General features: G+C 60.7%; 21 protein-coding genes. 13 read left to right on the plus strand and 8 right to left on the minus strand.

Annotation, left to right across the window (positions count from 1 at the left end; genetic code table 11):
- Positions 1 to 49 precede the first annotated feature (49 nt).
- Both HF257_RS11645 and HF257_RS11650 read right to left on the minus strand, forming a co-directional pair.
- Complete coding sequence (locus HF257_RS11645; RefSeq protein WP_185707271.1) at positions 50 to 2,314, minus strand: putative bifunctional diguanylate cyclase/phosphodiesterase; 2,265 nt, start codon at positions 2,312 to 2,314, stop codon at positions 50 to 52.
- Positions 2,315 to 2,455: 141 nt separating this feature from the next.
- A complete protein-coding gene (locus tag HF257_RS11650) occupies positions 2,456 to 2,821 on the minus strand; it encodes a YkgJ family cysteine cluster protein (protein ID WP_185707268.1) in 366 nt (121 codons plus the stop codon).
- Positions 2,822 to 3,073: 252 nt separating this feature from the next.
- Here HF257_RS11650 and HF257_RS11655 point away from each other — a divergent pair, with 252 nt between their 5' ends.
- On the plus strand, positions 3,074 to 4,420 hold the full coding sequence (locus HF257_RS11655) for a spinster family MFS transporter (protein WP_185707266.1): 1,347 nt from the start codon (positions 3,074 to 3,076) through the stop codon (positions 4,418 to 4,420).
- Between the two features lie 148 nt (positions 4,421 to 4,568).
- Here HF257_RS11655 and rapA read toward each other — a convergent pair whose 3' ends face one another.
- Entirely contained in the window at positions 4,569 to 7,415 is a 2,847-nt protein-coding gene (rapA, locus tag HF257_RS11660) for an RNA polymerase-associated protein RapA (RefSeq protein ID WP_185707264.1), read from the minus strand.
- Positions 7,416 to 7,634: 219 nt separating this feature from the next.
- Here rapA and HF257_RS11665 point away from each other — a divergent pair, with 219 nt between their 5' ends.
- Positions 7,635 to 7,976, plus strand: a complete 342-nt coding sequence (locus tag HF257_RS11665; RefSeq protein WP_025855310.1) for a hypothetical protein — start codon at positions 7,635 to 7,637, stop codon at positions 7,974 to 7,976.
- On the opposite strand, the gene HF257_RS11670 is transcribed toward HF257_RS11665, so the two are convergent.
- From HF257_RS11670 to HF257_RS11680, 3 genes are all read right to left on the minus strand, one after another.
- Complete coding sequence (locus tag HF257_RS11670; protein ID WP_185707262.1) at positions 7,973 to 9,154, minus strand: aminotransferase class V-fold PLP-dependent enzyme; 1,182 nt, start codon at positions 9,152 to 9,154, stop codon at positions 7,973 to 7,975. The two genes, HF257_RS11665 and HF257_RS11670, sit on opposite strands and share 4 nt — an antisense overlap.
- Positions 9,151 to 9,621, minus strand: a complete 471-nt coding sequence (locus HF257_RS11675; protein WP_185707260.1) for a RidA family protein — start codon at positions 9,619 to 9,621, stop codon at positions 9,151 to 9,153. The genes HF257_RS11670 and HF257_RS11675 overlap by 4 nt, the downstream gene beginning before the upstream one ends.
- Positions 9,622 to 9,710: 89 nt before the next feature.
- On the minus strand, positions 9,711 to 10,577 hold the full coding sequence (locus HF257_RS11680) for a LysR substrate-binding domain-containing protein (protein ID WP_185707258.1): 867 nt from the start codon (positions 10,575 to 10,577) through the stop codon (positions 9,711 to 9,713).
- A 131-nt stretch (positions 10,578 to 10,708) separates the two neighbouring features.
- Here HF257_RS11680 and HF257_RS11685 point away from each other — a divergent pair, with 131 nt between their 5' ends.
- Both HF257_RS11685 and ccoM read left to right on the plus strand, forming a co-directional pair.
- Complete coding sequence (locus tag HF257_RS11685; RefSeq protein ID WP_017844811.1) at positions 10,709 to 10,870, plus strand: hypothetical protein; 162 nt, start codon at positions 10,709 to 10,711, stop codon at positions 10,868 to 10,870.
- Positions 10,871 to 11,013: 143 nt separating this feature from the next.
- Positions 11,014 to 11,130 (plus strand): cytochrome c oxidase subunit CcoM, encoded by a 117-nt coding sequence (gene ccoM, locus HF257_RS33470; RefSeq protein WP_003172387.1) that lies wholly within the window; start codon positions 11,014 to 11,016, stop codon positions 11,128 to 11,130.
- A gap of 151 nt (positions 11,131 to 11,281) precedes the next feature.
- Here ccoM and HF257_RS11690 read toward each other — a convergent pair whose 3' ends face one another.
- Together HF257_RS11690 and HF257_RS11695 are read right to left on the minus strand one after the other, a co-directional pair.
- Positions 11,282 to 12,757 carry an inorganic phosphate transporter gene (locus HF257_RS11690; RefSeq protein WP_185707256.1) on the minus strand — a complete coding sequence of 492 codons (1,476 nt, stop codon included), beginning with the start codon at positions 12,755 to 12,757 and terminating at the stop codon, positions 11,282 to 11,284.
- 313 nt (positions 12,758 to 13,070) lie between these two features.
- Entirely contained in the window at positions 13,071 to 13,271 is a 201-nt protein-coding gene (locus tag HF257_RS11695; RefSeq protein WP_058425216.1) for a hypothetical protein, read from the minus strand.
- A gap of 554 nt (positions 13,272 to 13,825) precedes the next feature.
- On the opposite strand from HF257_RS11695, the gene pcaR reads away from it, so the two are divergent.
- The 9 genes from pcaR to HF257_RS11740 all read left to right on the plus strand — a co-directional run bounded on the left by pcaR (position 13,826) and on the right by HF257_RS11740 (position 23,301).
- On the plus strand, positions 13,826 to 14,668 hold the full coding sequence (pcaR, locus tag HF257_RS11700; RefSeq protein WP_028619267.1) for a pca regulon transcriptional regulator PcaR: 843 nt from the start codon (positions 13,826 to 13,828) through the stop codon (positions 14,666 to 14,668).
- 145 nt (positions 14,669 to 14,813) lie between these two features.
- Positions 14,814 to 16,154 (plus strand): MFS transporter, encoded by a 1,341-nt coding sequence (locus tag HF257_RS11705; protein ID WP_185707254.1) that lies wholly within the window; start codon positions 14,814 to 14,816, stop codon positions 16,152 to 16,154.
- Positions 16,155 to 16,303: 149 nt separating this feature from the next.
- Complete coding sequence (locus HF257_RS11710) at positions 16,304 to 17,161, plus strand: CoA transferase subunit A (protein ID WP_185707252.1); 858 nt, start codon at positions 16,304 to 16,306, stop codon at positions 17,159 to 17,161.
- Positions 17,158 to 17,940, plus strand: coding sequence for a CoA-transferase subunit beta (locus HF257_RS11715; RefSeq protein WP_185707835.1), 783 nt, complete (start codon positions 17,158 to 17,160; stop codon positions 17,938 to 17,940). The genes HF257_RS11710 and HF257_RS11715 overlap by 4 nt, the downstream gene beginning before the upstream one ends.
- Positions 17,937 to 19,142 carry a 3-oxoadipyl-CoA thiolase gene (pcaF, locus tag HF257_RS11720; protein ID WP_185707834.1) on the plus strand — a complete coding sequence of 402 codons (1,206 nt, stop codon included), beginning with the start codon at positions 17,937 to 17,939 and terminating at the stop codon, positions 19,140 to 19,142. Before HF257_RS11715 ends, pcaF begins: the two co-directional genes overlap by 4 nt.
- A gap of 17 nt (positions 19,143 to 19,159) precedes the next feature.
- The gene (gene pcaH, locus HF257_RS11725) at positions 19,160 to 19,864 is read left to right on the plus strand and encodes a protocatechuate 3,4-dioxygenase subunit beta (protein WP_185707250.1); all 705 of its coding nucleotides are present in this window, start codon (positions 19,160 to 19,162) and stop codon (positions 19,862 to 19,864) included.
- Between the two features lies 1 nt (position 19,865).
- A complete protein-coding gene (pcaG, locus tag HF257_RS11730) occupies positions 19,866 to 20,432 on the plus strand; it encodes a protocatechuate 3,4-dioxygenase subunit alpha (protein WP_185707247.1) in 567 nt (188 codons plus the stop codon).
- A 207-nt stretch (positions 20,433 to 20,639) separates the two neighbouring features.
- Complete coding sequence (locus tag HF257_RS11735; RefSeq protein WP_012722673.1) at positions 20,640 to 21,935, plus strand: MFS family transporter; 1,296 nt, start codon at positions 20,640 to 20,642, stop codon at positions 21,933 to 21,935.
- A gap of 10 nt (positions 21,936 to 21,945) precedes the next feature.
- On the plus strand, positions 21,946 to 23,301 hold the full coding sequence (locus tag HF257_RS11740; RefSeq protein WP_185707245.1) for a 3-carboxy-cis,cis-muconate cycloisomerase: 1,356 nt from the start codon (positions 21,946 to 21,948) through the stop codon (positions 23,299 to 23,301).
- Position 23,302 lies beyond the last annotated feature (1 nt).

Below are 23,302 nucleotides of genomic sequence, written 5' to 3' on the forward strand. Positions count from 1 at the left end.
TCGTCGGCGTTCTTTAGGCAAATGATGGCGAAATGCCAAAGATTCGGCGTCAGCGAATTGGCCTGACGATAGAGGTGGACCCTGGGCGGTTGGGGGAGGGCTCTTTCGGAGGGGAGCTGTCCTTGCTGCCCACCGTACTGAACGGGTAGAGCGGGTTGCGCATGTCGATGCCCTGGATCACGCCGATGATGTCACTCGCCGGTACGGCCGGGCTCAACAGGTAGCCCTGGACGAAGTCGCAGCCGTGTTTGAGCAGCAGTTCGAATTGGGCCTGGGTTTCCACGCCTTCGGTCACCACCTGCAAGTGCAGGGTGTGGGCCATGCCGATGATCGCCTGGACGATCTCGATATCGGCGGTGGACTTGGGGATGTCCTGGATAAACGAGCGGTCGATCTTCAAGGTGTTGAGGGGCAGGCGCTTGAGGTAGGCGAGGGACGAGTAGCCGGTACCGAAGTCGTCGATGGCCAGGGATACACCCAGCGCCCGAATCTGCCGCAGCAACGCCAGCGTACTGCTGATGTTGCCCATCAGCGCATTTTCGGTGACTTCCAGTTCCAGGCGGTTGGCGCCGATTGCGCTGAACCTCAGTGCGTCTTCGATTTCATCCGCCAGTTCGTCACGGGCCAGGTTCAGCGCCGAGCAGTTCACGGCCATGGTCAGTTCGGTGTAGCCCCGGTCCGACAGCAAACTCAAGTCATGACAGGCCTGGCGCAATACCCAATGGTCCAGTTCGGCGATCAGCCCGTTGTTCTCGGCGATGCTGATAAACCGATCCGGGGCCAGCAGCCCGTGCTGCGGGTGTTGCCAGCGCACTAACGCTTCCAGGCGGGTGACCTTGCCCAGTTTCATGTCGAAGATCGGTTGGTAGAACAGCACCAATTGGTGACGCGTGCGCAGGGCTGCGCGCAGTTCTTCTTCGAGTTGTAGTTCAAGAAACGCGCGGGTTTTCAGGTTGGAACTGAAGAACGTCAGGCTGTTACGCCCGGTGTCCTTGGATTGGTACAGCGCCAAGTCGGCGGTTTTCAGCAGCTCTTCGCAGGTCAGGCCATCGTCGGGAAACAGGCTGATACCGATACTGGTGGTCATCACCATGCGCCGGCCAGCCAGCTCGATGGGTTCTTTCATCTTTTGCATGATGCGCTGGGCCAGGTGCCGCGCTTCGTCACGGTGATGGACGCTGATGAGGATACAGAACTCATCGCCGCCAAACCGCGCGACCACGTCTTCGTGGCTGCGCACCGAGCCTTTGATATGCCCGGCCAGCACGGTGAGTAACTGGTCGCCGGCATCGTGTCCGAGGCTGTCATTGATGCGTTTGAAGTGATCGATGTCGAGAAATATCACCGCCATCATGCCGTGTGATGTGGTTTTTTCGGCGACTTTCTCCGCAAAGATCTGGTTGAAACCCCGGCGGTTGAGCAGGCTGGTCAGTGCGTCGTAATGGGCCACTTGTTGCAGGGAGGCGCGGGCCTGGTCCAATTCGCTGAGCAGGGCGTTGACCCGGCGCAGGTCGCGTTCCTTGTGTTGCAATTTTTTGTCGGCCAGCGCGGCGCTGATGCTGCTGCCGATCACCAGCAACGTGATGACCGCCACGGACAAGCCCAGTTGGATCGGATTGTTGTCCAGCGGCAACGACAAGTCGGCTTCATTGGGCACCATCAGGCGCATCGCCGCCATGCCGGTGAAATGCATGCTCAGGATGCCAGCGCCCAACACCAGGCTGGCAGCGTATTTGAGTAATTGATGGAACACGCCGGCGCCATTGCGCAAGTAGCTCGACAGCAGCAACGCCGCCAGGCTGGCACCAATGGCGATGCCGATGGAGGCCAGGAACAGCTCCGACTCAAAATACACTTGGGCCTGGGAGCGCATGGCCGACATGCCAACGTAGTGCATCAGGGCGATGCCGATGCCCATCCACACCGAAGCCAGCAAATACTGATGAAAGCGCAGGTGCGTATGACTGAGGGTTTGCATGGCAAACAACGACGCCACCAGCGCAATCAACAGCGAAGCGAACGTCATGAGCAATTCGTAGTGAATGGCAATTGGCGCCTGGAAGGCCAGCATGCTGATGAAATGAGTGGACCAGATACCGCCAGCAAGGCAGCCGGCACCCAGCCAACGCCAGTGGCGTCTTGCGGTGGGGTCCTCGACATGGCCGACTCGTTCGGCCATGTCCAGCGTGCCGAAACCTGCCGCGCAAGCGACCAGATAGGCCAGCAGCACCAGAAAGGGGTTATGACTGCAATTGAGTAATAAGTGCCCGCTTTCTGGAAGGTCAGTGAAAAAATGCAGACCCAGCCATTCCATAGCATGCCCCGTCATAGAGTCATTACGTCACTGCCTACGGCGATGACCTATGGAGTCGAGTATAGAAGTCTGGTGGGATTCGCCACGGGTAATGGCACTTTGCTCTCAACGATTTTGGCATGCCATCCATAGCGTTTGATGCTAAGCGCTGATGGGCAACTCCAGTTCAAACGGCGCTTCCAGGGGCGGCAGGCCGAAAGCGGCGCGGGCGGCATCGCAGTCGACGTTCTGTACGCCTTCGTGCCAGGACGCTTCAAACTCTCGGCAGGGGCTGGACCGTTGTTCATAAATCGAGCAACTCGTGGCCTTGCCCACTTCACCCTCAAGGCTGCAGCAGCGTGCGGGTTTCTGGTCGGTGCCAATCATCGCTACGCGCGTCGGATTGATCTGTACGACCAGGTCATCGGGCACCGTTCCGCCGGATGAGGCGCACTCTCCCCAGAAGAAAGACACGCGAAAGTATGAACAGCAGGCACCGCAACTCAGACACGGACTGGCTTCGGACATGGGCGTCATCGATAAGAAAAGTAAGAAGGGGGGACTACGGGAAGGCTCGCCATTCTATCCGTGCCATGGCCATTGGGAAGGGGGTGGCACACATATATTTTTGTAGGGAAAGTCCCGTAATGCCGGGTGAAATCATGCCCTATCAGCTTTACGAATCATTACAGACAACCGTCGCCCGCCTGACTATGTTGCAGGTACCGGGCAGGATGCATCGGGCATCGCAGCTCTCATAACAATAAAAGAGACGGACCCATGCAGAACTCGACCCAAGCGGCGAATGCCTGGCGCATTCTGTTCCTGCTGTTCCTCGCCAACCTGTTCAACTTTTTCGACCGCACCATTCCCGCGATCATCATCGAGCCGATCCGCATGGAATGGCACTTGAGCGACTTCCAGCTCGGCATCATCGGTACCGCCTTCACCATCGTCTATGCCATTGCCGGCCTGCCGCTCGGGCGCATGGCCGACACCGGCTCGCGCAGCAAACTGATGGGCTGGGGCTTGTTCGCCTGGAGCGGGCTGACGGCGGTCAACGGCATGGTCGGTAGTTTCTGGACCTTTTTGTTGGTGCGCATGGGCATCGGCATTGGCGAAGCCAGCTATGCGCCAGCGGCCAATTCGCTGATCGGCGACCTGTTCCCGGCACACCGTCGTGCACGGGCTATGGGCATTTTCATGCTGGGCCTGCCGCTGGGGCTGTTGCTGGCGTTCTTCACTATCGGTGCGATGGTCAAGGCGTTCGACAGCTGGCGCGCACCGTTCTTCATCGCCGCTGTGCCGGGGCTGATCCTTGCGGTGTTCATGTTCTACATCAAGGAACCCAAGCGCGGCGCGGCGGAAGCCGTGCAAGTCTCCCAGGAACGCGTCGACCGCCCGATCCGCCGCGTCCTGGCGGTGCCGACGTTCCTTTGGTTGGTGCTGGCCGGCCTGTGTTTCAACTTCGCCACCTATGCCTGCAACTCATTTTTAGTGCCGATGTTGCAGCGTTACTTCCTGATGCCGCTGCAGGATGCAGCAGTCGCCACTGGCGTGATTGTCGGCCTGACCGGCTTGGTGGGCCTGACGTTGGGCGGCTGGATCGCCGACAAGATTCATCAACGGGTGCCCAATGGACGCCTGTTGTTTGCTGCGTTCAGCCTGATTATTTCCACCGTCACCACCGCCTGGGCGCTGCACGCCGGGCGCATCGAGATCGGGGTGTTCGTGGCACTGTTCAGTGTGGGCTGGCTGTTTGCCTATAACTTCTACACCTGCGTGTACACGGCGATTCAGGATGTGGTTGAACCGCGCCTGCGCGCGACGGCGATGGCGTTGTTCTTTGCTGGGTTGTACTTGCTGGGCGGTGGTATGGGGCCGGTGGTGGTGGGGGGCTTGTCCGATCACTTTGCCCATTCGGCAATGTATGCGGCGGGGGCGGAGCAGATGACCGAGGCGTATAAAGCGGTGGGTTTGCATGACGCCATGTACCTGATTCCGGTAGCGCTGTTTCTGACCATGCTGTTTCTGTTTCAGGCCTCGCGGTGCTTTGTGCGCGATGCCAAGAAGATGAAAGAGGGGTTGGGGGCGGTGGAGGTGCCGGCTGCTGCGGTTACCGCTTGAGGCCGAGGTGACCCCTTCGCGAGCGAGCCCGCTCCCACATTTGACTGAGTTTCTCCAGTTGAAATGCAATCAAATGTGGGAGCGGGCTTGCTCGCGAAGAGTCCCGAAAGGCATATACAAAAGGCCCGCATTGCGCGGGCCTTCTTTTTTAGCCTGCGACCAGGACTCGGATCGCTTCCAAGCGCAACGCTGCCTTGTCCAACATGGCCAAACCTTGCTCACGCTGGTTACGCAACGCTACCAACTCACTGTCACGCACCGTCGGGTTAACCGCTTGCAGCGCGGTCAAGCGTGCCAGTTCTTCGTCGGTGTCCGCCGCCAGGCGACGCTTGGCCTCGGCCACACGCTCGGCATGCTGCGGGGTGATCTTGTCTTCACCGGCGTTGATCCGTGGCGTCAGCTGATCACGCTGGGCCTGGATGAACTTGTTGGCGCTGGCACGTGGCACGCTTTCCAACTGGTCGTTGAGGGTTACGAACGACACGCGGCTCGACAGGTCGTTGCCATTGGCGTCCAGCAGGCAGCGCAGGGCGGCCGGCGGCAGGTAGCGGCCCAGTTGCAGCGAGCGCGGGGCGACCACTTCGCTGACGTAGAGCAGCTCCAGCAACACGGTGCCCGGCTTGAGCGCCTTGTTCTTGATCAGCGCCACCGCGGTGTTGCCCATGGAGCCGGACAGCACCAAGTCCATGCCGCCCTGCACCATCGGGTGTTCCCAGGTGATGAACTGCATGTCTTCACGCGACAGCGCCTGGTTGCGGTCGTAGGTGATGGTCACGCCTTCGTCGTCGCCCAGGGGGAAGCTGGCGTCGAGCATTTTTTCGCTCGGCTTGAGGATCAGGGCGTTTTCCGAATGGTCTTCGCTGTCGATGCCGAACGCATCGAACAGGGTTTCCATGTAGATCGGCAGGGCGAACTGGTCGTCTTGCTCGAGGATGTCTTCTACCAGTGCATCGCCTTCGCCCGCACCACCGGAGTTGAGCTCCAGCAGGCGGTCACGGCCGGTGTGCAGCTCTTCTTCAAGACGCTCGCGCTCGGCACGGGCTTCGTCGATCAGGGCTTGCCACTCGCCATCGTCGGCGTTTTCCAGCAGCGGCAGCAGGCGCGGGCCGAACTGATGCTGCAAGGCGTTGCCGGTAGGGCAGGTGTTGAGGAAGGCGTTAAGCGCTTCGTGGTACCACTGGAACAGGCGCTCTTGCGGGCTGGTTTCCAGGTACGGCACGTGCAGTTCGATCACATGCTTTTGGCCGATACGGTCCAGACGGCCGATCCGCTGTTCCAGCAGGTCAGGGTGGGACGGCAGGTCGAACAACACCAGGTGGTGAGAGAACTGGAAGTTGCGGCCTTCACTACCGATCTCGGAGCAGATCAGCACCTGGGCGCCGAATTCTTCATCGGCGAAGTAGGCGGCGGCGCGGTCACGCTCCAGGATGTTCATGCCCTCGTGGAATACCGTGGCCGGAATGCCGGAGCGCACGCGCAGGGCGTCTTCCAGGTCCATGGCGGTTTCGGCGTGGGCGCAGATCACCAGGACTTTGGTGCGCTTGAGCATTTTGAGTTGGTCGATCAGCCACTCGACACGCGGGTCGAAGCGCCACCAACGGTTCTCTTCCTCGACGTCCGGCTGGGACTGGAAGCTGACTTCCGGGTACAGCTCAGCGTGTTCGCCCAGCGGCAATTCGAGGTATTCGTCCGGGTTTGGCAGCGGGTAGGCGTGCAGCTTGCGCTCCGGGAAACCCTGCACCGCAGCGCGGGTGTTACGGAACAGCACGCGGCCGGTGCCGTGGCGGTCGAGCAGCTCACGCACCAGGCGGGCGCTGGCTTCGGTGTCGCCATCGTTGACGGCGGTGAGCAGGGCTTCACCTTCATCACCCAGGAAACCCTGGATGGTTTTATGCGCTTTAGGCGACAGGCGGCCCTTGTCCATCAACTCCTGCACGGCTTCGGCCACCGGGCGATAGTTTTCGCTCTCGGCGCGGAAGGCTTGCAGGTCGTGGAAACGGTTCGGGTCAAGCAGGCGCAGACGCGCAAAGTGACTGTCCTGGCCCAGCTGTTCCGGGGTGGCGGTCAGCAGCAGGACGCCAGGGATGACTTCGGCGAGTTGCTCGACCAGCGCGTATTCCGGGCTGACCTTGTCTTCATGCCAGACCAGGTGGTGGGCTTCGTCGACTACCAGCAAGTCCCAACCGGCGGCGAACAGCGCGTCCTGGGCTTTCTCGTCGTCCACCAGCCATTCCAGGGCCACCAGCGCGAGCTGAGTGTCTTCGAACGGGTTGGTGGCATCACTTTCGATAAAGCGTTCTTCGTCGAACAGTGCAACCTGCAGGTTGAAGCGGCGGCGCATTTCCACCAGCCACTGGTGCTGCAGGTTTTCCGGCACCAGGATCAGCACGCGGTTGGCGCGGCCCGACAACAACTGGCGATGGATTACCAGGCCGGCTTCGATGGTCTTGCCCAGGCCCACTTCGTCGGCCAGCAATACCCGTGGCGCAATACGGTCAGCGACTTCGCGGGCAATGTGCAGTTGGTGAGCAATCGGTTGCGCGCGCACGCCACCCAGGCCCCACAGGGAGGATTGCAACTGGCGGCTGGTATGTTCCAGGGTGTGGTAACGCAGCGAGAACCAGGCGAGCGGGTCGATCTGCCCGGCGAACAGACGGTCGCTGGCCAGGCGGAACTGGATAAAGTTGGAGAGTTGGGTTTCCGGCAGGGTGACCTGCTCGTTCTGCCCATTGAGGCCGTGGTAGACCAGCAGGCCGTCGACGTCGTCGACTTCTTGCACGGTCATTTTCCAGCCTTCGAAATGGGTGATGCTGTCACCCGGCGAAAACCTCACGCGAGTGAGGGGCGCATTCCGTAGCGCATACTGGCGAGTGTCGCCAGTGGCCGGATAGAGCACGGTCAACAAGCGGCCGTCCTGTGCCAGAACGGTGCCTAACCCCAGCTCTGCTTCGCTGTCACTAATCCAGCGTTGCCCCGGTTGATACTGCTGCGCCATGCTGCCTGACTCCCGCCGTGAAAAAGCCGACTATCTTAACGGAACAAGGCCCCCCGCCCAAGGACTCTGACAAAAACTACTCCGTTTGCGCGTGGCTTCGGAAGCTGAATCGACGGGTGGCGGGCACTTGGGAGTGTCGACTGGGTCACAGGTTGGCGAGTGTGTGCTCAAGTCGCCCTGCAACCCGCCGACAGCCTGTTGACCAGGAGAATAAAATTTATGCTGCCACCCATGCTGCCCGTCAGCGTTGTGCCGGTTACGTCACAACTCGATCCGGTGCGTCAGAAGCCGGACATCCCGCCCGTGGTGCCAGTCCAAGCGGGCTCCAATGAAAGCACTATCGATCTGAAAAAGGGCGATGCCGAGCAGTCGACGTTTCTGCTGCGTGAAGAGCAGCGTCGCCAGCAAGAGCAGCAGAAACGTCGGCGTGAAGCCGATGAGGACCCGGAACAGCACCTGGCAATTCCGGGGGACCTGCTCAATGCCGACAACACCGTGCCGGTGGTGCCGTTGATTGAAGACGCACCGCGCCAGGGCTTGTGGGTGGACGTCGAGGTTTAATCGCGCAGTTCCCAGAGGGCTGCCAGCAGCCGTTCGATATCGTGCTCGTCGTTGAGCGGGCTGACGGAGATCCGCGCCACACTGGCAAGGCCTCGTGCCTGCATATCCAGTGGCGTGTAGGCCACACCGTTGGCGCCGATATTGATGCGCTTCAAGCCCAATCGGCGCTTGAGTTCGAAGGCGTCCCAGCCCTCGAGGTTGAAGGCGATCAGTCCTGATTGAGCCGTGCCCAGGTCATGCAGGGAAATGCCCGGGATCTGACGCAAGCCTTCGCGGATTCGCGCGCTGGTCTGTGAGACTTGGCTCCAAATCTGCTCAACCCCTAGCCGGTTCGTCTCCTGCAATGCATTGCCCAACCCCGCCAACAACGCGAAAGAGGCCTCGCTGGTTTCAAATCGGCGGGCGTCGTTGCGCAAGTCGAAACCTTCGGCGGTCCAGGGCGCGGAAAACACATCACGCTGGGCGGGGTTCAAGTGTTGCAGAAAGCCCGGCCTTACGTAGAGCAGCGCCGTGCCTCGTGGCCCGCGCAGGTGTTTGCGCCCGGCCGACTTGAGCACGTCGCAGTGCAACGCTTGCACATCCACCGGCAGTTGGCCGACGGCTTGGCCGGCGTCGATGAAGTAGGGGATGGTGTGGCGCCTGGCCACTTCACCGATGGCCTGGGCAGGGTTGATCAGGCCGCCATTCGCTGGCAGCCAGGTGAGGTCGATCAGCTTCACGCGGGCATCGATCATCGACTCCAGCGCCGCCGGGCAAACCGCGCCGCTGTCATCGCAGGCAATGACCTCCACGCGGGCACCCGCCTGTACGGCCACTTGCATGCTCGCCAGGTTGCCGCCCCATTCGTGGCGGCCCACCAGAATTCGGTCGCCCGGCTGCCACGGGCCCAATGCCTGGAACGCCATGCTCCAGGCGGTCGAGCCGCTGCTGGCAAATGCAATGGAGTGGGCGGGTGCATTGAGCAATTGCCCGGCGGCGCGGCGGGCTTTTTCCACCAGCACGGCGCCGTGGTCGCCAGCCTCCATCGGGCCTTCGCGGGCTTCACGTTGCAGTTGCTCGACGATCGCGTCGAGCGTTGCCTTGCTGGGCAGGGAAGCGCCGGCGTGGTTGAAGTGCACGATGCCGGACTGGCAGCCGGGGGTGTCATCGCGCAGGTTTTGCACCTCCAGCGGGCTCACGGCCGCAGCTCGAAAATGGCATCAACCTCCACCGCCACGCCAGCGGGCAGGCTGGAAACACCCACGGCCGTGCGTACATGTCGGCCTTTGTCGCCGAGGGCGTTGACTACCAAGTTGGAGGCACCGTTGGCGACCAGGCTTTGTTGCTTGAAGTCGGCGCTGCTGGCGATAAATACCCCCAGACGCAGAATGCGCACCAGGCGCGACAGGTCATCGCCCAGCGCATCGCCCAGTTGCCCCAACAAGCCGAGTGCTGCGAGTTCTGCGGCCTGGGCGCCTTCTTCATTGCTGAGGGATTCACCCAGGCGGCCCACATAGGCAGGTTTGCCATCCACCAACGGAATTTGCCCGGAGACAAAGAGCTGGTTCTGGCTGATGACGTAGTTGATGTAGTTGGCAGCCGGCTGGCCGGGCGTGGGCAGGGTCAGGCCAAGGGCTTGGACGCGTTGGCGCAGGGAGTCGCTCATGATCAATCCTCTGGGTTAAGAGGTGTCAGCATGTTGGCTGTCTCGAGGGGCGACAAACGGATAGATCTCACACGACGAATCGAAAAAACTCACGTGTCGCTGCAGGCTTCCTTCAACCACTGGCTGAAGCATTCAGCCGCGTCGCTGCCGGGCCCCTGCGGGGCGATCAGCCAGTAGCCGATTTCGCTGTGGTAGGGCGGCCAGTCAAAGGCTTCCACCAGGCTGCCATCCTGGAGCTTGCGCTCGATCAGGCGATGACGGCCCATGGCAATGCCCTGGCCGGCTACGGCGGCTTCGACCACGATGTTGTAGTCGTGCAGCATCACGCGAGGATGGTCAGCGAGGTCGACTTGGTAGTGCTCGGACCAATCGGTCCATTCAAACGGCCGGTGCGAAGTGGCCATCAGCAACGGGCTGTCGTGACGTGCCTTGAACGCTGGGCTGCATACCGGGGAGATCACTTCCGGCATCAGCCGTGTGGCCTGCACGTCGGGCCAGTCGCCCTTGCCATAGCGGATGGCCAGGTCGACTTCGGCGGCGGCAACGTTGGCCAGTTGAATCGCCGGCAGCAACTCCACCTGGATATGCGGGTAGCGGTTCAGAAACCCTGCCAGGCGCGGCGCCAGCCACAGTGTGGCAAAGGACGCCAGCAAGCCGATGCGCAATACCGTGATGCTCGGCTTGACGCGTTGGCTACGTGTGGCGGCGGCGATGGCGTCCAGAGCGGGGCGGATTTCGTCGTAGTAACGCTGGCCGTCAGCGGTCAGATCAATCGCACGGGTGCGTCGGATAAACAGTGGCTTGCCCAAGTGCTGTTCAAGCTTTTGTACTTGGTGGCTCAAGGCGCTTTGGGTGACTGACAGCTCGTTCGCGGCCTTGATAAAACTCAAATGGCGCGCCACGGCTTCGAAGGCGCGCAGGGCCAGCAATGGCGGAAGGTCCTTGTGCAATGCCACCTGAGCGCGTCTCCAGAGCCTGGGAAAGTGCCGATTTTGGGCGATGACCTGCATTTTGTCGCCCGCTGATTTGCGATGGAGCGGGGGAGGCCGCATTATTGAGCCATTCCCGCCACGACGTAAGCCAAGCCATGAGTGATGACGACAAGCTGATCGACCTGAATGCCGAACGGGCCAAACGTGTCCATGACCTGAACGACAAGCGCCTGAATGAAGTGCGCCAGGCATTTGAACAAGCAATGCCGCTCGGCAAAGTTAAGAAAAAACCAAAGAACAAACCAAAAAAACGTTGAAACAACCTGCATCTGTTGATGCAGGTCAGTTATTGCCCTTCTTTACGCCCCGTTGCGGGCGACATTGATCCCCGTCAATTTTCCATTCTGCCTTCTCCATTAACTTAGCCCTATCGCAACAGGGCAAGTGCAGGAGGCCGGTCATGTTTATCGATAATGTGGTATTTGCCGGAGTGCTGACTGTCAGCCTCATGGTGCTGTTTTTTGTAGGGTTTGGAATTTTTATCTGGAAAGACGCGAATAAGCGTAAAAAACCCTAGGTCTTTCCGGGTTACATGAGCACGCAAGGCATTTTGGGCGACTTCGGTCGCCCTTTTTTTGCCTGGGATTTGATCGGGTTGATTAAATCTGTTCCATAAAAAAAGGTGCGGTTCTCAATAGAGGCCGCACCTTTTTTTTAATCGTGGGTTATCAGCTACCCAGCGCCTTCGAGGCCAACCAGAACAACCCGGCCGACAGGCCTACGGTTGCTGGCAGTGTCAGCACCCAGGCCATCAGGATGGTCTTGACGGTACCGCCTTGCAGGCCGCTCTTGTTGGCGACCATGGTACCGGCTACACCCGACGACAGCACGTGCGTGGTCGACACTGGCAGGCTGAAGATGTTAGCCAGGCCAATCATGCTCGCGGTGGTGATCTGCGCCGACATGCCTTGGGCATAGGTCATGCCTTGCTTGCCGATTTTTTCACCGATGGTCAGCACCACGCGTTTCCAGCCAACCATGGTGCCCAGGCCCAGGGCCAGCGCGACGGCGAGGATCACCCAGAACGGGGCGTACTCGGTGGTGGCTGTCAGGTCTTTGCGCAGCTTGTCGAGGTCGGACTTCTCACGTGCATCCAGGCCCGGCAGCTTGCCGACTTTCTTCGCGGTGTCATCCAGGCAGAGCAGGTAGCGACGCACTTCAATGCGGTGCTCGGCGGTCAACGAGTGGTAGTCGGAAACACCTTTGAGCGTCTCCATCAGCGCGCTGATGGTCGGCTCAGTCTGCTGCGGGTTGCACTGGAATTTGCCTGGGAGGTCGTTCTTCACGCTTTTGCCCAGTGCCAGGAACTCGCCAAGGGTGGCGTTGTTACGCTGGTAGAACTGGCTCAGGTGCACAGTGGCGTCGCGGGTGCGTTCGATCTGGTAAGTGGTGCTGCCCAGGTCGAGTACGAACTGCGCCGGTACGATACCGATCAGCACCAGCATGATCAGGCCGATGCCTTTTTGACCGTCGTTGGAGCCGTGCACGAAACTCACGGCCATGGCGGAAATCACCAGGACCAGGCGGTTCCAGAACGGCGGGTGCTTCTTGTCGTCAAGCTTGCGGCGCTGGTCCGGGGTCTTGTGCATCTTCGACAATGGACGCCACCATTTAAGGGCAATCAGCACCAGCGCCGCGACCAGGAAACCGGCCATCGGCGAGAACACGAGGGAGGCACCGATATCAATCGCCTTCTGCCAGTTCACACCGTCAGCCAAGGGGATATCGTTGATCAGCGCGTTGGCCAGGCCGACACCGAGGATCGAACCGATCAAGGTGTGGGAGCTGGAAGCCGGGATGCCGAAGTACCAGGTGCCCAGGTTCCAGGTGATGGCCGCTGCCAATAGCGAGAAGACCATGGCCAGGCCGTGGCCGGTGTTCACATTGATCAGCAACTCCACCGGCAGCAAATGCACGATGGCGTAGGCGACACCCACACCGCCGAGCAACACGCCGAGGAAGTTGAACACCCCGGAGAAGAACACGGCCAGGTGCGGCGGCATGGCTTTGGTATAGATGACTGTGGCCACCGCGTTAGCGGTGTCATGAAAGCCATTGATGAACTCGAAGGCGAGGACAAAGGCCAGGGCGAGCAACAGGCTCACTAGAACCCAAGCATCCAGTCCGCTGAATAAATCGATCATGAAGGTTTTCTGACCCGGTCGTAAGGGGGCGCGATTATGCCAGAAAACCTCGGTAATCGATGCACTAGCTGCTCATCGGTAACAATCTTCACTGAAAAACCAGGCGGGAGAGGCGTGCATCCCACGGTTTTCGGGGCTTTGGCAAGTCTTTGATTTATAACGCGGAGGGGGGATTCGACAGGCAATTGTCACGAAAACGTCATGCCTGAAACATTTGTATGAAATTTCGCTGGTGGCAGTCGGATGAGAGGTAGCCGGTTGCTAGCAATACGCCAGCAACCGAGGCGATACCTTCAGGCTGAAACCGAGTTGCTTATGACTCCTCGGTTTTGAGTTCCTGTTCTATCTTTTGGATTTCCTGGGCAAATGCCTGGTCGAGCAGGCTGGCTCGCTTGCGCCATGGTTTGCGTTCAGGTTCAGGCTGGGCGGCGTAGGTGGTGACTTCCCCGCCGTAAACGTCCTTGTAACGTTGCTCCTGGCGCTCAAGTTCCGCGCGCAGTTCATCTTTCGTCACAGTATTACCTAATTGAGTTGAGTGTAATTACGCTGCAGCTTTTTGCCTGAATGACACCCTCGGTGTTGTTCCAAGTTGAACGCGTGAGACGTTCAAGTTTGAACTAGGTACGAAGGCCATTTGTTAGTGCAGTCATTCGAGGCAGGTTGTTGCGACCGACCATGCACAGCCTGTGCATGACCTGGCGAGCTCTGATCCCGATAGTGAAACCGGGCCGACCTCCGCATAGGGTGCATTATAGCGACGCATTTGAATAACACTATCGGCATAAAGTTAAAAAGCGTCAACTTTGTGTGAGCGTTTTGTTACACGCGAGCGTCAGCCATGTGCGCCTATTCTGGCGCCATAAACGCTTCAATCGATTAAGACTTTATAACGCGGCGCTAAAGTGTTCCGTGACTGCCCTGGCCCTCACGACACGAAATTGCGATTATCGAATGATCGTCCGATAATCGCACAATGTTGCAGGCGCTGCCTTGTGCATCACGGTGTGCGCGGCTTGTAATAGCCAACCAACCTCCCTCGCGGATGACAATAAGAGAAAGGACCCCGACATGAACGATCAATTGCGCAACTCTTTCGCGTCAGTCGCGCCGCCGATCGTTGCTTCACCGGCCAAGCGTATCCAGGCGTTTACCGGTGACCCCGACTTCATGACCTCCTTGGCCCGTGGTTTGGCCGTGGTGCAGGCGTTTCAAGAACGCAAGCGCCACCTCACCATCGCCCAGATCAGCCACCGCACCGAAATACCCCGCGCTGCCGTGCGCCGTTGCCTGCACACCTTGATCAAGTTGGGCTACGCCACCACTGATGGGCGCACGTACTCGCTATTGCCCAAAGTGCTCACCCTGGGCCATGCCTATTTATCCTCGACACCGTTGGCCGTGTCGGCCCAACCCTATCTGGACCGCATGAGTGAGCAGTTACACGAGGCGTGCAACATGGCCACCCTCGAAGGCGACGACATTCTCTATATCGCTCGCTCTGCCACCACTCAGCGCCTGATTTCCGTGGACCTCTCGGTGGGTGGGCGCTTGCCTGCCTATTGCACGTCCATGGGCCGTATCCTGCTCGCGGCACTGGATGACGCCTCGCTGCAGGACTACCTCGACCACGCCGACCTGCAAACCAAGACCAGCCGCACCCTGACCACACCTGCCGCGTTGTTTGAATGCCTGCAGCAAGTGCGTCAGCAAGGCTGGTGCATCGTCGACCAGGAATTGGAACAAGGCCTGCGCTCTATCGCGGTGCCGGTGTACGACGCCTCCGGCCAGGTATTGGCCGCGCTCAACGTCAGCACCCACGCCGGGCGGGTCAGCCGCAGCGAGCTGGAACAGCGGTTTCTGCCGAGCATGCTCAGTGCCAGTCGCGAGTTGAGTGCGCAGTTGTTTGCCTAAGTGTTCGGTGACCGCACAGATCCCGGTTTGATCAATTGACGGTGTTTCCCCTGGCTTATTAATGTGCGGCAGCGCTATCAGCGCCGCGCAAATAATAATGACGACCTCAGGTCGTTGGCCCGCCATCGGTGTGGAAATAACAATAATGAATCAGCCTTCTGTCAGCACCACCCTGGACGTACAGTCCTTTATCAACGCCCAGCCACTGTCGCGTTATCAGTGGCGTGTGGTGATCCTGTGTTTCCTGATCGTCTTCCTCGATGGCCTCGACACCGCCGCCATGGGCTTTATCGCGCCTGCATTGTCCCAGGACTGGGGCATCGACCGCGCCAGCCTCGGCCCGGTGATGAGTGCCGCGTTGATCGGCATGGTGTTCGGTGCATTGGGCTCTGGCCCGTTGGCCGACCGTTTTGGGCGCAAAGTCGTCTTGGTGGGCGCCGTGTTGCTGTTCGGCGCGTTCAGCCTGGCTTCGGCCTACAGCACCAACGTCGATCAACTGTTGGTGCTGCGCTTCCTCACCGGGCTGGGCCTGGGCGCGGGAATGCCGAATGCCACCACCTTGCTGTCCGAATACACCCCTGAACGCCATAAGTCGCTGCTGGTCACCAGCATGTTTTGCGGCTTTAACCTGGGCATGGCCGGCGGCGGGTTTATCTCGGCCAAGCTGATCCCGGCCTTTGGTTGGCACGCCCTGTTGATGATCGGCGGCATTCTGCCGTTGATCCTGGTGGTGGTATTGGTGCTGTGGCTACCGGAGTCGGCGCGTTATTTGGTGGTGCGCAATCGCGGCACCGACAAAGTGCGCAAAACCCTCTCACCCATTGAGCCGAGCATCGTCGCCCAGGCCACTGCGTTCAGCGTGCCCGAGCAAAAGACCGTAAAAGCGCGCAACGTGTTTGCGGTGATCTTCTCCGGGACTTACAGCGCCGGCACCTTATTGCTGTGGCTCACCTACTTTATGGGCCTGGTGATTGTTTATCTGCTGACCAGTTGGCTGCCAACCCTGATGCGCGACAGCGGTGCCAGCATGGAGCAAGCCGCGTTTATCGGCGCGTTGTTCCAGTTTGGCGGTGTGTTGAGCGCCGTAGGCGTAGGTTGGGCGATGGACCGGTTCAATCCGCACAAAGTCATCGGCACGTTCTACCTGCTGGCCGGGGTGTTTGCCTACGCGGTAGGGCAGAGCCTGGGCAACATCACGCTGTTGGCGACGTTGGTGTTGGTCGCCGGCATGTGCGTCAACGGTGCGCAATCGGCAATGCCATCCCTGGCAGCGCGCTTCTATCCGACCCAGGGTCGTGCCACGGGTGTGTCCTGGATGCTCGGCATTGGCCGCTTCGGCGCGATCCTTGGCGCGTGGATGGGCGCCACGTTGCTGGGCCTGGGCTGGAACTTCGAACAGGTACTCACCGCCCTGGTGATACCGGCTGCATTGGCCACCGCTGCGGTAGTGATCAAAGGCATGGTCAGCCATGCGGATGCCACCTGAGGCTAATCGATAGCCTGCCAACAATCCGTTCGATAATCGAACACTCAGTCGATTATCGGATTGTTTGGCCCATTTCCCCCGCTTAATCTTCAAGGCACTGCGGCGCCACCTCAGCGCCTTTTTCGATCCACACCGGGAGCCCACACCCCATGGCTGAAATACTCGCGCTGCGTGACGCGGTGAAGCAATTCGTGAACGACGGCGACACCGTCGCACTGGAAGGCTTCACCCATCTGATCCCTACGGCAGCGGGTCATGAAATCATTCGTCAGGGCAAGAAAGACCTGACGCTGGTGCGCATGACGCCTGACCTGGTCTACGACCAGTTGATCGGTGCCGGTTGCGCCCGCAAGCTGATTTTCTCCTGGGGCGGCAACCCGGGTGTGGGTTCCCTGCATCGCCTGCGTGACGCAGTCGAGAAGCAGTGGCCGCAACCGCTGGAGATCGAAGAACACAGCCACGCCGACTTGGCCAATGCCTACGTCGCTGGAGCCTCCGGCCTGCCGTTTGCGGTGCTGCGTGCCTACGCCGGATCCGACCTGCCCAAGGTCAACCCGCTGATCAAGACGGTCACCTGCCCGTTCACCGGCGAAGTGCTGGCGGCGGTGCCCTCGGTACGGCCGGACGTCACCGTGATCCACGCACAAAAGGCCGACCGCAAGGGCAATGTGTTGCTCTGGGGCATCCTCGGTGTGCAGAAGGAAGCGGCCCTGGCGGCCAAGCGTTGCATCGTCACCGTGGAAGAAATTGTCGACGATCTGAACGCACCGATGAACAGCTGCGTGTTGCCGACCTGGGCTCTGACTGCAGTGTGCCATGTTCCCGGAGGCGCGCACCCGTCCTACGCCCACGGTTACAACGAGCGTGATAACCGCTTCTACCAGGCGTGGGACCCGATCGCTCGCGACCGTGGGACCTTTACCACCTGGATTGACGAATACATCCACGGCACTGCCGATTTCAGTGAATTCCAGGCCAAGCTGGCCACCGCGCAGGAGGCCAAATAATGGCTTACTCCACCAACGAAATGATGACCGTCGCCGCCGCGCGTCGCCTCAAGAATGGCGCCGTCTGCTTTGTCGGCATCGGCCTGCCGTCCAAGGCCGCCAACCTGGCCCGCCTGACTTCATCGCCGGATGTGGTGTTGATCTACGAGTCCGGCCCGATTGGTGCCAAGCCCTCGGTGCTGCCGCTGTCCATCGGTGATGGCGAGCTGGCCGAGACCGCCGACACCGTGGTGCCGACCGGTGAGATTTTTCGCTACTGGCTGCAGGGCGGGCGCATCGACGTCGGCTTTCTCGGCGCAGCCCAGGTCGACCGTTTCGGCAATATCAATACCACCGTGGTCGGTGACTATCACCAGCCCAAAGTGCGCCTGCCAGGTGCCGGTGGCGCGCCGGAAATTGCCGGCTCCGCCAAGAGCGTGCTGATCATCCTCAAGCAATCGTCCCGTTCGTTTGTCGACAAACTGGACTTCATCACCTCCGTCGGCCATGGCGAAGGCGGCGATTCGCGCAAGCGCCTCGGCCTGCCGGGCGCTGGTCCCGTAGGGATTATTACCGACCTGTGCATCATGGAGCCGGAAGCCGGCACCCATGAATTCGTGGTCACCGCGCTGCACCCTGGCGTGACCCGTGAACACGTGGTCGCGGCCACCGGTTGGGCGATTCGTTTTGCCGAACAGGTCAGCACCACCGCCGAGCCTACTGAGGCAGAACTGACCGCCCTGCGTGACCTTGAAGCACGCACGGCCGCCGCCCACGGCCAAGCGCCGGGAGAAGCCTGATGCGCGATGTATTTATCTGTGACGCCATTCGTACCCCCATCGGCCGTTTCGGCGGTGGTTTGTCTACCGTACGCGCCGATGACTTGGCGGCACTGCCGATCAAGGCCTTGATCGAACGTAACCCCTCGGTGGACTGGAGCGCAGTGGATGAAGTGTTCCTGGGCTGCGCCAACCAGGCCGGCGAAGACAACCGCAACGTCGCCCGTATGGCGCTGTTGCTCGCGGGCTTGCCGGAGAGTATTCCCGGCGTGACCCTCAACCGTTTGTGCGCTTCAGGCATGGACGCGATTGGCACCGCTTTCCGCGCCATTGCCAGCGGCGAAATGGAGCTGGCGATTGCCGGTGGCGTCGAGTCGATGTCGCGCGCACCGTTTGTGATGGGCAAGGCCGATGCAGCGTTTTCGCGCAACATGAAGCTGGAAGACACCACCATCGGCTGGCGGTTTATCAACCCGTTGATGAAAGCCCAGTACGGCGTGGATGCGATGCCTCAGACCGCCGATAACGTTGCCGACGACTACCAGGTGTCCCGCGCCGATCAGGACGCCTTTGCCCTGCGCAGCCAGCAACGTACCGCTGCCGCGCAAGCCGCAGGTTTCTTCGCCGAGGAAATCGTACCGGTGCGTGTCGCGCATAAAAAAGGCGAGACCGTGGTGGAGCACGATGAGCACCCACGGGCTGATACCACCCTGGAAGCGCTGACCAAACTCAAGCCGGTCAACGGCCCTGACAAAACCGTCACCGCCGGCAATGCCTCGGGTGTAAATGACGGTGCGGCGGCGTTGATCCTGGCCTCCGCCGAGGCTGTCAAGAAACACGGTCTCACGGCCCGCGCCCGCGTATTGGGCATGGCCAGCGCCGGTGTTGCACCCCGTGTGATGGGCATCGGCCCGGTACCGGCGGTGCGCAAATTGGTAGAGCGCCTGGGCCTGGCGGTGAGCGATTTCGACGTGATCGAACTCAACGAAGCGTTCGCCAGCCAAGGCTTGGCAGTGCTGCGTGAACTGGGCATCGCTGACGACGCGCCGCAGGTCAACCCGAACGGCGGCGCCATCGCCCTCGGCCACCCGCTGGGCATGAGCGGCGCGCGGCTGGTACTGACGGCCCTGCATCAACTTGAAAAAACCGGCGGCAGCAAAGGCCTGGCAACCATGTGTGTGGGTGTCGGGCAAGGCTTGGCACTGGCGATTGAACGCATCTAATAAGAGAGGACTGCACCATGAGTGACAAGCCTGGATACCGGCGCCCGCAAGCGGGCACTCAACCTGATTACCTGCACCCGGCCTATCAGTCGACGAACCTGCGTTCGCCGTCCCAGCCGTTGGTGTTTCTGCCCCATTCCTTGTCGGAAATCACCGGCCCGACCATCGGCGCCGAGCGGGTCAACCCGAAGGACAACGACCTCACTGCCCAGCATGACGGCGAGCCCCAAGGCGAACGCATCATCGTGCATGGCCGTGTACTTGACGAAAACGGCCTGCCGGTGCCGGGCATTCTGGTGGAGATCTGGCAGGCCAACGCCGCCGGTCGCTACAACCACAAGCGTGACCTGCACGACGCACCGCTGGACCCGAATTTCACCGGCACTGGCCGCACTGTCACCGACGCCGATGGCTGGTATCAGTTCCAGACCATCAAGCCCGGTGCCTACCCGTGGGGCAACCACCACAACGCGTGGCGCCCGGCGCACATCCACTTTTCGCTGTTCGGCCCGAGCGTGCTGACGCGCCTGGTCACGCAGATGTACTTCCCCGGCGACCCGTTGCTGGAATACGACCCGATCTACAACTGCGTGCCGGACACCTCGGCCAAGCAGCGCCTGATCGCCCGCTTCGACCTGGAAAAAACCATTCCTTCCTATGCCCTCGGCTACCGCTGGGACATCGTCCTGCGCGGCCGCGACGCCACGCCGATGGAGAAATGAGATGACACTCAACGCAACCACGTCCCACACCGTCGGGCCGTATTACCACATCGGCCTGACCTGGCTGAACCGCGAAGACCTGACCGTCGCCGCTACCCTCGGCGAGCGCGTGGCGATCAGCGGGCAAGTGGTGGATGGCAACGGTGATGTCGTCAACGACGCCATGCTGGAAGTCTGGCAGGCCAATGCCGCCGGCAAATACGACCACCCGGAAGACGAGCAGGACAAGGCTGTCGACCCGAACTTCGAAGGCTTTGGCCGGGTGCCGGTGGATGGGGAAGGGCGTTTTCGCTTTACCACCATCAAGCCGGGTGCCGTTCCGGGCCTGAAGGGCACGACCCAGGCCCCGCACCTGGTGGTGCTGGTGTTTGCCCGTGGGTTGGTGAAGCACCTGCTGACGCGGATTTACTTTGAGGGCGAGCCGATGAATGGGGATGACCCGTTGTTGGCGTGTGTGCCCGCTGAGCGACGCGGTACCTTGATTGCCAAGCCGGATGAGGCGGGTGTGCATCAGTGGAATGTGATTTTGCAGGGGACCGATAAGGAAACGGTGTTCTTCGATTATTGAATTGGCCTTGAGGGCCTCATCGCAGGCAAGCCAGCTCCCACCTTCGAATGTGTTCACGAATCAAAACGTGTAAACACAGTAAATGTGGGAGCGGGCTTGCCCGCGAAGAGGCCCTCGCAGGCACCACATACCCAAAAGTCTTGTTGCGGAACATGGTTGTTGCAAAGTATGTCTAGGCTATAACCGTTCCCACTGAGTGAAAAAACCATGACAACAACAACGAGTCACTACACCGGAGAAGAACGCAGCAAAAGGATTTTTGCGATTGTCGGTGCCTCCTCCGGCAACCTCGTCGAATGGTTCGACTTCTACGTCTATGCCTTCTGCGCCATTTACTTTGCCCCGGCGTTTTTTCCGTCGGACGACCCTACGGTCCAACTGCTCAACACCGCCGGTGTGTTCGCCGCCGGGTTCCTGATGCGACCTATCGGCGGCTGGCTGTTTGGCCGAGTGGCCGACAAACACGGTCGTAAAAACTCAATGATGATCTCGGTGCTGATGATGTGCGCCGGTTCGCTGGTCATCGCCTTTTTGCCGACTTACAAAGACATCGGGGCCTGGGCGCCGGCGTTGCTGTTGGTGGCGCGCCTGTTCCAGGGCTTGTCGGTGGGTGGCGAATACGGCACCACCGCGACCTACATGAGTGAGGTCGCGCTCAAGGGCCAGCGCGGGTTCTTTGCCTCGTTCCAGTACGTGACACTGATCGGCGGGCAACTGCTGGCCGTGCTGGTGGTGGTGATCCTGCAACAGATCCTCACCGAAGAAGAATTGCGCGCCTGGGGCTGGCGGATTCCGTTCGTGATCGGCGCCATCGCGGCGGTGATCTCGCTGTTGCTTCGTCGTACCCTCAAGGAGACGACCAGCAAGGAAATGCGCCAGGACAAGGACGCCGGCAGCATCGCCGCGTTGTTCCGCAATCACAAAGCAGCGTTTATCACCGTGCTCGGCTACACCGCCGGTGGCTCGCTGATTTTCTACACGTTCACCACTTACATGCAGAAGTACCTGGTGAACACCGCCGGGATGCACGCGAAGACCGCCAGCTACATCATGACCGGCGCACTGTTCGTGTACATGTGCATGCAGCCACTGTTCGGCATGCTTTCGGACAAGATCGGCCGTCGTAACTCGATGCTGTGGTTCGGTGCCCTCGGCACCCTGTGCACGGTGCCGATCCTGCTCACGTTGAAAACCGTCACCAGCCCTTTCCTGGCCTTCGTGCTGATCTCGCTGGCTCTGGCCATCGTGAGCTTCTACACCTCGATCAGCGGCCTGGTGAAAGCGGAAATGTTCCCACCGCATGTGCGTGCCCTCGGTGTGGGCCTGGCCTATGCGGTGGCCAACGCGATCTTTGGTGGCTCTGCGGAGTACGTGGCCTTGGGGCTCAAATCCATGGGCATGGAAAATACCTTTTACTGGTACGTCACCGGCATGATGGCGGTGGCCTTCCTGTTCAGCTTGCGCTTGCCGAAACAGGCCGAGTACTTGCACCACGATTTGTAAGGGACGCGTTATGACACTGCGCACGAGCAACCAATTGTTCGACGCTTACTTCACGGCAGACAGCATGGCTGAGGTGTTCTGCGACACCGGACGCTTGCAGGGCATGCTGGATTTCGAGGCAGCGCTGGCGCGGGCCGAGGCCCGGGTCGGTTTGATCCCGCACGCCGCCGTCGCTCCGATTGCCCAGGCGTGCCTGGCGTCGCTGTATGACGTGGATGCCCTCGGCGTGGCAATTGCCACGGCGGGGAATTCGGCCATTCCGCTGGTGAAGGCCTTGGGCAAGTTGATTGCCAGTGAGGATGCTGGCGCCGAGCGTTATGTGCACCTGGGCGCCACCAGCCAGGATGTGATGGACACCGGCCTGGTGCTGCAACTGCGCCAAGCGGTGTTGTTGATCGAAACGGACCTGGCACGACTGGGTGACATCCTGGCCGCCCAGGCCCAGCGTTATGCCGCTGTGCCCTTGGCTGGGCGCACCTGGTTGCAGCATGCGACGCCAGTCACCCTGGGGATGAAAATCGCCGGGTGGCTGGGCGCGGTCACCCGCAGTCGCCAACGCCTGCGCGAACTCAAGCCGCGCTTGATGGTGCTGCAATTCGGTGGTGCGTCCGGCACGTTGGCGGCGCTGGGTGAGCAGGCGATGCCGGTGGCCGAAGCCCTGGCGGCGGAGTTGCAACTGGCCTTGCCTGAGCAGCCTTGGCACACCCAACGTGATCGCCTGGTGGAGTTCGCCAGCGTGCTTGGTCTGATCGCCGGCAGCCTCGGTAAATTGGGCCGCGACGTCAGCCTGTTGATGCAGACCGAAGCGGCTGAAGTGTTCGAACCCTCGGCGCCGGGCAAGGGCGGTTCGTCGACCATGCCGCACAAACGCAACCCCGTGGGCGCTGCCGTGCTGATCAGCGCGGCGACCCGTGTGCCTGGCTTGGTGGCGACGATGTTCAGCGCGATGCCCCAGGAACACGAGCGCAGCCTCGGCCTGTGGCATGCCGAATGGGAAACCCTGCCGGACATTTGCCGCTTGGTTTCCGGGGCGCTGCAACAGGCACTGCTGGTGAGCGAAGGGCTGGAAGTCGACGCCGAACGCATGGGCAAAAACCTCGACCTGACCCAAGGCCTGGTGCTGGCCGAAGCCGTAAGTATCGTGCTTGCCCAACGCCTGGGTCGTGAGACCGCGCACCATCTGCTGGAGCAATGCTGCAAACGTGCGGTCGCCGAGCAGCGGCATCTGCGTGCAGTACTGGCAGATGAACCACAGATCACGGCCGAACTGCCAGCCGCCGAACTCGATCGCCTGCTCGACCCTGCCCATTACCTGGGCCAGGCGCAAACCTGGGTCAGCCGCGCCGTAACCGAACACTTCTCTTGAG

Source organism: Pseudomonas cremoris (assembly GCF_014230465.1).